The 9,881-nt window shown below is 69.4% G+C and carries 9 protein-coding genes and 1 pseudogene; 4 read left to right on the top strand and 6 right to left on the bottom strand.

Going from position 1 to position 9,881, the window contains the following annotated elements; all coding sequences use genetic code 11:
* The coding region (locus BBH68_RS38425; RefSeq protein WP_141713167.1) for an NAD-dependent epimerase/dehydratase family protein at nucleotides 1-423 on the bottom strand (423 nt) is incomplete at its 3' end.
* A gap of 442 nt (nucleotides 424-865) precedes the next feature.
* Here BBH68_RS38425 and BBH68_RS38420 point away from each other — a divergent pair.
* Genes BBH68_RS38420 through BBH68_RS38410 form a run of 3 tightly spaced genes read left to right on the top strand, consistent with a single transcriptional unit; the run spans nucleotide 866 to nucleotide 3,878 of the window.
* Entirely contained in the window at nucleotides 866-2,587 is a 1,722-nt protein-coding gene (locus tag BBH68_RS38420) for a hypothetical protein (protein ID WP_079151487.1), read from the top strand.
* Nucleotides 2,584-3,216 carry a hypothetical protein gene (locus BBH68_RS42485; protein WP_079151486.1) on the top strand — a complete coding sequence of 211 codons (633 nt, stop codon included), beginning with the start codon at nucleotides 2,584-2,586 and terminating at the stop codon, nucleotides 3,214-3,216. Before BBH68_RS38420 ends, BBH68_RS42485 begins: the two co-directional genes overlap by 4 nt.
* A gap of 14 nt (nucleotides 3,217-3,230) precedes the next feature.
* The gene (locus BBH68_RS38410) at nucleotides 3,231-3,878 is read left to right on the top strand and encodes a DUF3558 family protein (protein WP_065968546.1); all 648 of its coding nucleotides are present in this window, start codon (nucleotides 3,231-3,233) and stop codon (nucleotides 3,876-3,878) included.
* Nucleotides 3,879-4,226: 348 nt separating this feature from the next.
* Here BBH68_RS38410 and BBH68_RS38405 read toward each other — a convergent pair.
* Both BBH68_RS38405 and BBH68_RS38400 read right to left on the bottom strand, forming a co-directional pair.
* A pseudogene (locus BBH68_RS38405) lies at nucleotides 4,227-4,867 on the bottom strand (phosphotransferase).
* A gap of 214 nt (nucleotides 4,868-5,081) precedes the next feature.
* Nucleotides 5,082-5,816, bottom strand: a complete 735-nt coding sequence (locus tag BBH68_RS38400; protein ID WP_065968545.1) for an SDR family NAD(P)-dependent oxidoreductase — start codon at nucleotides 5,814-5,816, stop codon at nucleotides 5,082-5,084.
* A 148-nt stretch (nucleotides 5,817-5,964) separates the two neighbouring features.
* On the opposite strand from BBH68_RS38400, the gene BBH68_RS38395 reads away from it, so the two are divergent.
* Nucleotides 5,965-6,597 (top strand): TetR/AcrR family transcriptional regulator, encoded by a 633-nt coding sequence (locus tag BBH68_RS38395; protein ID WP_065968544.1) that lies wholly within the window; start codon nucleotides 5,965-5,967, stop codon nucleotides 6,595-6,597.
* A 494-nt stretch (nucleotides 6,598-7,091) separates the two neighbouring features.
* On the opposite strand, the gene BBH68_RS38390 is transcribed toward BBH68_RS38395, so the two are convergent.
* From BBH68_RS38390 to BBH68_RS38380, 3 genes are all read right to left on the bottom strand, one after another.
* Nucleotides 7,092-8,240: a sensor histidine kinase gene (locus tag BBH68_RS38390; RefSeq protein ID WP_065968543.1), complete on the bottom strand. Its 1,149-nt coding sequence runs from the start codon at nucleotides 8,238-8,240 to the stop codon at nucleotides 7,092-7,094.
* Nucleotides 8,237-8,938, bottom strand: coding sequence for a response regulator transcription factor (locus BBH68_RS38385; protein WP_065968542.1), 702 nt, complete (start codon nucleotides 8,936-8,938; stop codon nucleotides 8,237-8,239). The genes BBH68_RS38390 and BBH68_RS38385 overlap by 4 nt, the downstream gene beginning before the upstream one ends.
* Nucleotides 8,939-9,074: 136 nt before the next feature.
* Nucleotides 9,075-9,392 (bottom strand): hypothetical protein, encoded by a 318-nt coding sequence (locus BBH68_RS38380; protein ID WP_065968541.1) that lies wholly within the window; start codon nucleotides 9,390-9,392, stop codon nucleotides 9,075-9,077.
* Nucleotides 9,393-9,881 lie beyond the last annotated feature (489 nt).

The following is a 9,881-nucleotide window of genomic DNA, read 5'->3' as shown; positions in this document are numbered from 1 at the left end:
ACCGTACGGCCCGGGCCGTACGGTGCCGTGGCGCGAGCACTCGTACCGCCCCTCGCCGTAGACCACCATCGAACTCGCCAGCACCAGGCGGCGAACCCCGGATCCGGCCATACCGGCCAGCAGCACGGCGGTGCCGAGGTCATTGCAGCTCACGTAGTCCGGCGCGTCGGTGAGGTCCTTGCCGAGACCGACCATCGCGGCCTGGTGGCAGACGGCATCGGCGCCCCGCAGGGCATCGGCCACCGCTTCCCCGTCGCGGACATCGGCGTGCCGCCAGTCCACCCCCTCGGGGACCGGCGGGGCAGTGCGGTGTGCGGCGGGAAGCAGCGCGTCGAGGACGCGCACCTCGTGCCCCGCGGCGATGAAGGCGGTAACGATGTGCGAGCCGATGAAACCCGCACCCCCAGTGACCAGAATCAACATGCCACCGACCGTAGAAGCGCGCACCCGGTGGCGGACCTCCCGGCGCGAGGACGTCAGCGGTTCGTAAGCCCCCGTGCTCCCGCGACACCACCAGGCGGTACTCCTCGGCGGTGATCCCGTCGGCCGCCGCCGCGGCAGCGGTCCTGTTGACCGGCACCGCCTGCGGGCCCTCGTCCGGGTGACGCGGCGCGAACAGCAGAAACGTCACCCACGCTGTCCGTCGGGGGCGGCACCTGGCGCGTCGAACCGGCGTTCCCGTCACATGACGCCGGTTGCGAGCGCGGGCATGCTCGCGTGAAACCCGTACGGCACGGGCCGAACTCCTTTTCACCCGACAGAATTTGCCATTCCCAAAGGATTTGCCTTCCGGCCCGGCGGGCGGACGCCATACTGCCTTGATATCCCTCGCACCGGGTATCGAGTTCGATCACGGAGGTACAGAGTGCCTGTGCCCGGACAGCCGACCACGTCACCATCGGGCACCGCCGCCCCCGCGGCCCGCGTACCGTCCGAGCCCGGCCGGAGCGAGGCCACCCGGCTGCTCTGCGCGGGGGTGTACTTCGACGGGAAGTTCCGCCGCAACATCATCCAGGAACTCGTCGAGCATGAGGAGCGGACGATCGCGCCCTCGCTCGGCTTCGACGCGCTGCCGGTCCTCGCACACGCGCTGCGGGCCCACCGCCGTGAGACGCAGACCGCGCTGGCGCTGCTGGCCCTCTGGGCGGCGTTCATCGCACTCGGTGTGCTCGGGATCGGCTCGCAGACGACGTTCTTCGTCCCCTGGTACCTGGGGTACGGGCTGATCTGCTTCGCCTCCTGGGCCGCGCGCGGGCACCGGAGTTCCCTCTTCGCTCTCGGGCGCTCGGTGCTCAAGGAGGCCACCCGCGGCCGGTGGAAGGCAGTGCTGCCGATCCTGCCGTTCGTGCTCGCGGTGTTGTACGGGGTGGCCGTGGGCATCGCCTGGCAGCAGGGCCTCAGGCCCTGGGCCGCCGTGGTCTTCCCGGCCCTGCTGATGCTGCCGGTGTGGGTGCACCGGCTGTACGTCATCTCGGTCATGCACCATCAGCTGAGCCGCGACGCCTTCGCCCGAGGATCGCATCCGCGGTTGCCGTCCTCCGCCCGGTACCGGCGGATCGGCGCGGCCATCGCGCGTGAGCAGTACTCCCGGCTGGTCATCTACGACCCCTTCCGTCCCTTCGTCGGCGCCGGCGAGCCGTACAAACCGTGGTCGGTGGTCATGGAGTTGAAGGAAAAGGCCCGGGCGGCGCCCTGGGAGCGCGGGGACGCTGACTCCCCGCCGCGAGCGGAGCCCGCCCGGTCCGGCACGCCGGAGGGCGGGAGCGGTAGCGCACCCCTCACCGGCCGTGAAGTCGTCGAGCTGATCAAACCGCAGCTGGCGGTCCTGCGCACCTCGGCCGCGGCCACCAGCCGGGACCGCCTGCGCTCCCTCGAGGTCGACGAGCTGGTCTATCTGCCGCCCGGGCCGCAGCGGCATCAGCTGGACCGCGATCCCGAGGCCGTCCAGGCGCATCTCGACCAGGCGGTCGGCGAGGGTGCCGAGGCCCGCCGGCACTTTCTGCGGGTGCGGGTCGGGGCCTGGGACGAGCAGATCGTCATCTGCATGCTGGTCCGCGTCCACACCCAGGGCAGGATGCTGGTGCTGGAGGTCGTCCCCCATGTCCTGATGCCCGTGCGCCCGGAGTACAAGTCGGTCGATGTGATCGCAGCGCAGCGCCCGTACGGTCTGCGCGACGCCGTCCAGGCGCTGTTCAGCAGCCCCTCGGCGGGATTCGCCGCCGGGGTCTGGCTGGTCCAGACGTGCCTGTCCGCCTTCCGAACCTGGCTGACGAAGCCGCAGTACGCCCCACCGGACGCGCCGGTCGCCTCGGTGCGGGAACTGGGAAGCGCACAGGAGGTCTCCCTGTTCCAGGAGATGGATATCAGCCGGTATGTGAAGACCCTGCAGGACCGGATCGCGGGCGGGGTGCAGCAGGCGCTGCGGAGCAAGGGCTATGAGACGGGCGATTTCGACCATTACATCATCAACGTGGGTGAGGGCGGAGTGTTCATCGGCGATATGAGCGGTGGCGCGGTGGCGACGGGCGAGGGGGGCTCGGCGAAACACCTGAGCGTCGCGGCGGAGAAAGGCGTCAGCACGACATGACGACCGAGGACCGAGGGCCCGAGGAGGGCCGGGGGCCGGCGGAGGATCGGGAGCCGGCGGAGGATCGGGAAACCGCCGCCATCGGGCCGGGCGGCTCTCCCCCGGGCCGGGGCGGCGGCGGAGTCGGCGGGATCAGCATCGGTGTGCTGACCGGTGGCGCGGTCGCGGCCGGGGACCGGGCCGCCGCCGAGGACCGCTCGCTGCGGAACGGCCGCCCGGCACCACCGCTCCCGCAGACGCCCGGGGCGTGGGGCCCCGCCGTACCGTCGAGTCCCCCCGGCGGGATCAGTATCGGCGTCATGGCCGGCGGCGCCGCTGCGGCGGGTGCGGACGCCAAAGCGCTGGACGCCTCTGCACAGCCGGCGATCGACGCGCCACCGGAACTCCGCGCGGCCCTGGACACCCTGCGGCGGCAGCTGCCTCTGCTCAACGCGACGGACGACGCGTCGGAGATCGATGCTGAGCTGGCCGACGCCGAAGAGGAGATCGACACCACCGGGCAGGTGCGGCGGGACCGCCTGCAACTGCTGCGCGACCGCCTCGAACTCGGCACGACGGGCGTGGCAGGGCTCGCCTCGGCGACCGCAGTCGTCCAGCAGATCGTGCAGCTCCTCGGCGGCCAGGGCTGAGGGAAGGGACCGGCATGCCCCAGTGGGACGAGGACCGGCAGGACTGGGTGACACCACCGCGGGCGCCCCTCCCGCCACCTGGGGCCGGTCCCCGGCGCCCGCTGATCGTGGCCGTCGCGGTCCTGCTACTGCTCGGGGGCGTGGTCTTCTTCCTGGAGCAGCGGGAAGACGACCACGGCCAGGGCGCCTCCGGCCGTGGCGCCACCCCGTCCGCCGCGCCCGGCACGAGCCGGTCGGCCACCACCGACGCCTCCAGTACCTCGCCGGGGGCACTCGAGTCCGGCGCGCTCCCCGACCCCTGCGCGGTGGTCGACGCGCACGCGGCCGCGGCCTTGCAGCTGTCCTTGAACCGCTCCCGGATTCCGTCCTCGCTCCCGCCCGGGCGCAGGATGTGCGCTTGGACCGGCCCCGGATCCCTCACCTTCACGCTCGACTACAGCACCACCGATGTCCCCACGTCGCCGGAGCCCACGCCGACCACCGTGCGCGGTCTGCGGTCGGTGTCGGTCAGCGACAGCGGCATGGACGGATGCACGATGCAGTGGCCCACCTCGTTCGGCAAGACGTATGTGTTCGTCTCGTCCGACGACGGATCCTCATCGACCCTGTGCGGGGAGGCCGCCGCCTTCGCCGCCGTGGTGGCCCCGAACGTGCCGTCCTGACGGCGGGCACACCACCGGGTCCGATGAGCCGAAGGGGAACAACCGCAGGGCATCCATCGCGCCGTCGACGCCTGGGTTCGTACTCTCCTCGACGGCCGCCCGCGGTATGAGCCCCGCTCCCGGCACACGACATGGGCCTACCTGGGCGAGATCCAGCCGGTGCTGCTGGAGTGGTCCAGGCCACCGTCCACGCGGCACGGCCGAAGATGATCCGCACGATGCGACTGGACGATGTCGACCTGGGCAACCGGCGCATCACCGTCGGCGGCCACGTCCGCCGCTCGACGACCTCACCCGCACAGCTGTCCTGGACTGGCAATCTCACCGCCATATCCCGCACTCGATTGATCAGCCGATCAGAGCCTCGGTGATCTGGCGGGTGGTCTGCGCGGCGACCCGGGGATTGACGGCGGCGTAGGACGCGTAGGCGTTCAGGCCCGTGGCCAGGGCCCAGCCGCGGCGTCGAACATACCGTCGTGCTCCGCGATGGCGGCCCGCGTCGCGCGGTCCCGGTCGGCCAGCGGCCGACCGGTAAGGTCCTCGCGAGCATCCTCGACCGGGAAGTCCTCGGGCACGATTCCCTGAAGGGCACTGAGAAACTTCACCAGTTGAACGGCGGCCCGGGACGACTCGGCCAGGGCCTCGGCCGTCGCCACCTCACCGTCCAGCCAGCGGGACACCGCCCACGGCCACGGATAGTCGAAGTCGGGCTCACCCACCCCCACCAGTACTGGGATAGCCAATGGCAGCTGCGGGGCGAGTCTGGGAAGCCACTCGGACTCCTTCGCAGCCTGCCTGATGGCCCCCTCATGGCGGGGCAGCCGGACGGACAGGTCCTCGCCCAGCCGGTAGATCACGTGGTCCGAACCGGCCGGGTCGAGCAGCTTGAGAGGCAGCTCGGCCCACTGCGGGAACTGCGTGTCGACCAGGCGTCTGGCCAATGCGGCATCACTCGCGGGACACGGTTCCGCGGTTCTCCCGGTTACCAAGAGCAACTCCTGCGGTGGGCCCGCTCCATGCGGCGGGCAGTCGAAGCCATCACAGTGCTCCATGGACGTGTCTGTCGATCGGTTTTCTCAACTGACCGTCCTCCGCCACACAAACTCCACGCGTCCGCCTGTCGAAGCCGCCCCCGTGTCTTCCTCACGACCCGCACCCCGGGCGGGCACCTGACCCTGGGCGTCCTGCTCAGCGTCACAGGCGCTACGCCGTGGCCTGCGGAGTCAGCGACTCGGGGTGGAACTGCTCGACGCGGTCGCGCTTGGTGTACATGTTCCAGTAGTGCTCTGCGAGGTCGTCCGGGTCGACGACCGGGAAGTGCGGACCGTCGGCCGACTCGAAGGCGGCCTGGGCCGCGGCGGACACCTCGCTGCGGGCGATCAGGGACGCGATGGTCAGGGCGCCGACGTAGATGCCCGTGTCAGCCAGCTCGGCGTTGAGGGAGTACAGGTAGTTACGGGTGGCGGACATCACCGGGCCCAGGCCGCTGAGGTGGGGCATCGGCTGCGCCGCTGAGTAGCCCTGAGCGAGCAGGAAGGCACCCTCGCCGCGCTCGGTCCACTCCGGCAGCACAGCTTGGACCACCTCGACCGGGGTGAACAGCAGCAGCGGGGTCAGGCCCTCCAGAGTGGCCGCGTCCAGCTTGGCGGCCGGGGTGAAGCCCTGGTCGCCGCTGATCGGCCCGTACGCGACCACGTCGATCCGGCCGAAGCGGTCACGGATCGCCTCGACGAGGGCGGGCACCTCGGCGGGCTTGGAAAGATCGGCGGAGAAGGCGACCGCCTCGATGCCTTCGCCGGCGAGCACCTCGACGAGGGTGTCCAGCCGGTCCTTGCGGCGGGCCACCAGGGCGACCCGGAAACCTTCGCGCCCGAAGCGGCGGGCCACGGACACACCCAGGCCGGTACCGGCACCGAAAACGGCGATCACTTTGGACATGGGACCACTCCTTGCCACAGCAACGTTCTTGACCCATGGGTCAACTTACCTGCCGAAGGTAGCATTCAACATGACCCAGGGGTCAAGTTGATGTGCTGGGGGATGCGACCATGGAGGCCGCAATGCCAGAACCAGGAGGAACGACCGGATGCGGGCCGACGCGCAACGGAACGCGGAGAAACTGCGGGCAGCCGCCGCCGAGCTCTTCCAGGAGCGCGGCCTCAAGGTGCCCCTGAAAGAAATCGCCCGCCGGGCCGGTGTCAGTCACGGCACCCTCTACAACCTCTTCGGCACCCGCGAGGCGCTCATCGACGAAGTGGTGTCCGGCCTGGCCGCGGACCGTCTCGCCGAAACCGCCGAGCGCGCCCTGTCCTTCGAGGAGGCATGGGAGGGGTTCGCGTATTACGTCGAGAAGGTCTGTGAACTGCAGGCCACCGATCCCGCGGTCGCCGACGTCGTCAGCGGACGCTATCCGGCTGCCGAGTGCCTGATGGCCATCTGCGCCCAAGCGCACGACGCCGCCACACGGATCATCGAACGAGCCCAGGCGGCCGGCGCCATCCGCCCGGACTTCACCGGCGAGGACCTCCTGCTCTTCTTCGCCACCAACGCCCTGCTCGCCCGCGCAGTCGCGGACACCGCGCCCGACGCCTGGCGCCGCCAAGTCGCCTTCCTGCTCGACGGACTGAGCCCAGAAACAGCGCAAGCGCCGCTTGTCGTCGCCCCGCTGACCTCGCAGCAGACGTACGTCGTGATGGGCAGGCTCACCGGCACGCCATAACAGGTGCGGACGCCTCAGGGAGCGGAAGAACTGAAGGGTGTCAATATGCCGATCAGGCAGCTGAGCTGGGCCTTTCCTGTCGATGGTGAGGCAGACGGGGTGACGTGGCGTGGTACTCGTTGATCAGTCCGCCAAGTACTTGGCGGCGCCTGACCGTGGCAGCGGGCAGGAGGATGACGTTCGGGGCGTCGTCAGGTGCCCGTAGGCCGAGGCCGCGGTGAGCTCGTCCCGCGTTGTAGTGCTTGGCGTACGTGGTGAGGACCGCACGGAGGTGTCGTTCGCCGGTGACGAGGAGGCGATCGGCGCATTCCGCGCGGGTGCGCATGCACGCCGAGGCCGACGACCGCCAGTGATACAGGCCTCCGACCAGGGCTGATGACATTCTCGGCAAGCGCGACTACGGGTACGTCACCCCGCTCGAAACGAGATCGATGCTCGGGCAGAACCTCGTCCCGGCAGCGTAAACACCCGCTGTCCAGTTCGCGGGGGGAACTTCACTCGTGTGACATGGGGCTACACGGTATTTGCACAGTGACAAGAAGGCCGCCGGCTGGTCGCGCGGTCACGCCCAAGGGCCAGCTGTGTCGCTCCGCAATGTGGGCGACCAGCGCGGCGCCCAGCCCGCGTCCAGTTCTGCCGGTGACACTGACCGTCCGGCCCTCGGCTCGGTAGAACGGCTGGGTGATCTGGGCGGCCTGTTCGGGAGAGAGGGCGGGTCCGGAGTTGCTGATGCTGAAGAGGGCCTGCTCGGCGTCGACCGTGAGGCTGACGTCTACCGTTCCGGGCTTCGTGTTGTGCTGGATGGCGTTGCTGACGAGATTGTCCAGCATCAGTCGCAGGAGTACCGGGTCGGCCTTGACCGGGGCCGGAGGGGGTGGGGTAAGTCGTAGCTCGACGTCCACGACAGTTGCTCGGGGCCGTTGTTCACTCAGCACCTGCTGGATCACGGCGTCCAGCGCGACCGTCTGCCGGTTGAGTTCGCCGTCTTCCGCTGCTGCAAGATCGAGGAGTGCCGTCACTGTCTGTGTGCTGCGGGTGCTGAGCTGGCGGAGATCAGTGAGCAGGTCGTGCATATGGCCCAGATTCGGGTCTCCCAGGGCGACGTCAATAAGCGCCTGGCTGGCCGCGAGCGGTGTCTGGAGCTCGTGCGAGGCGTTGGCGGCGAACTGACGCTGGGTGTCGAAAGATCGCTGCAGTCGGGCCAGCATCCCGTTGAACGTGCGGGCCAGGCTGGTGACCTCGTCGGGCGGGCCATCCACGTCCACGCGGGAACTCAGGTCGCCCGCGACTGCGCTGCGTGCCGCGGCGTCGATTTCGGCGAGGGGTGCCAGAGCACGGCCGACCGCCATGCGCATGAGCAGGGCACCGATCACGATGACGATGAGAAAGGCGAGAGAGGAGAGGATGGCCAGGAGGCGCAGGAAGTCAGCGGGGCTCGACACGGTGGTGGGAACACTGGAGGACCTGGCCGAACTCGGTGCCTGACCCGGGACGAGCGTCACATCGACCGGGGTGAGGGTGTACCGCGGCACGTAGGCCATAAGAACCACCACCAGCACGATGAGCAGCGCGGCGCTGATGGTAAGCAACGCACCGAACACGATAGTGACCCGCGCCTTCACCGAGAATCGCCGAGAGGTCATCGGGCGGAGTCCTGGTCTTTCTGAGGACACGAGGCCTGCTCGGTGATGATGCGGTACCCAGCGCCGGCGATGGTCTCGATGGGCCAGGGGTGGCCGAGCTTGCGACGCAAGGTGGAGATCACCACCCGGGGAGAGTTGGTGAACGGATCGGCGTTCCGGTCCCATGCCTTGGCAAGAAGTTCCTCGGCACTCAGCACTCCGCCGCCTGCGCGCAGGAGCTGCTCGAGGACGGCGAATTCCTTGTTGGTCAGGCTCAGCGGGACGCCGGAGCGAGAGACCTGGCGGGTGAAGGGGTCAAGGCTCAGGTCACCGGCCCGGAGCAGCGTGGGGAGTCGAGGCCCCGTACGTCGCGAAATCGCCCGGAGCCGGGCAATGAGCTCGGGAAACTCGAAAGGCTTGGCCAGGTAGTCATCAGCACCGAGTCGCAGACCCTCCACGCGGTCATCCAGCCGACCAGCGGCGGTCAGCATCAGCACCCCTACCTGCGGGTACGCATGAACGGCGCGACGGCACACCTCATCACCGTGCACGACGGGGATATCACGATCGAGAACCATGGCGTCATAGTCGTTGAGTTCCAGCATCTCCAGAGCTGATCCGCCGTCACCGGTCGCGTCGACCGTCATCGAGTCTCGCCGCAGACAGATCTGCAGCGCCTTCGCGAGCAGAGGCTCGTCCTCGACCACAAGGACTTTCACGTCCCTGCTCCTCTCGTCCCCCGCACCACTTCCGAGCTCTCCCCTTCGTAACGGGCCCCAGCAATAGCTTCGCAGACCGTCATACCCGGTGCCGGGGCGGCCGCCCCGGCACCGAGCTACCTCAAGCAACGCAAGATCAGGGGCGGTACGTCTCGTCGCCCGCAGGCGTACCGGGGCGGTCCCCCTCGGGCAGCGGGTACGCCTGGGAGTCACCCGCCGGCACGCCCGGGCCGTCGCCCGCAGGCGTACCGGGACGGTCCCCCTCGGGCAGCGGGTACGCCTGGGAGTCACCCGCCGGCACGCCCGGGCCGTCACCCTCAGGCAGAACCACCGCGGGCTGGTCCCCGCCGTTGTGGGAGGAGGCGCCGGACGCAGCATTGGCAATCGTCGCCCCGCCGCCGATCAGCACTGCGGCGGTGACCAGACCGATGCCCCAGCTTCGCCTGAATTGCATGATGAATCCTCTCTGCGGACCCCGGGTGGGCCAGCTCCTGCAGTCAAGCCGGAGGGATGTTGCGAGAGTTTAAAGAGGTAGCCGCGCCTCTCCGTTGCGAAGGACGCCCCGCTGACGTGGGCAGGACCGGCGGCAAGCCTTTCGGCCCCTCCGGCTCCGCGTCGAGGGTTCCACCGCCCACAGGACGTCGGCGCCATGCCGCGACCCGCGTACCCAGACGACGCGGACGCCCACGCACGATCCGCTCGATCCGGGCCCTGGTCCTGCGCCTGGACAGGGAGAATGCCCACTGACCCCATGGCGAGCAGTCAGTCCGCGAGCGGGTCCCCGACCAAGCGCGACGTCGGACTCCTCTCGACCCAGCCAATCGAGACAACTTGTCAGTCGGTTTGATCGCGATCGGCGTCCGTCCCGCTGCGCCGGGCTATGAGTTCGTCCTCGATACGCCGGAGCGTGGCATTGACGATCTCGATGGTGGCCGTCGATGAT

It is taken from the genome of Streptomyces sparsogenes, assembly GCF_001704635.1.
Classification (GTDB): Bacteria; Actinomycetota; Actinomycetes; order Streptomycetales; family Streptomycetaceae; genus Streptomyces; species Streptomyces sparsogenes.
Note: the sequence above shows the minus strand (reverse complement) of the source record. Positions and strands in the feature narration are given on the sequence as shown.

Coding starts and splice junctions, on each gene's coding strand:
- BBH68_RS42485 (WP_079151486.1), top strand. CDS start 2,584: ATGACGACCGAGGACCGAGGGCCCGAGGAGGGCCGGGGGCCGGCGGAG.
- BBH68_RS38410 (WP_065968546.1), top strand. CDS start 3,231: ATGCCCCAGTGGGACGAGGACCGGCAGGACTGGGTGACACCACCGCGG.
- BBH68_RS38400 (WP_065968545.1), bottom strand. CDS start 5,816: ATGTCCAAAGTGATCGCCGTTTTCGGTGCCGGTACCGGCCTGGGTGTG.
- BBH68_RS38395 (WP_065968544.1), top strand. CDS start 5,965: ATGCGGGCCGACGCGCAACGGAACGCGGAGAAACTGCGGGCAGCCGCC.
- BBH68_RS38390 (WP_065968543.1), bottom strand. CDS start 8,240: ATGACCTCTCGGCGATTCTCGGTGAAGGCGCGGGTCACTATCGTGTTC.
- BBH68_RS38380 (WP_065968541.1), bottom strand. CDS start 9,392: ATGCAATTCAGGCGAAGCTGGGGCATCGGTCTGGTCACCGCCGCAGTG.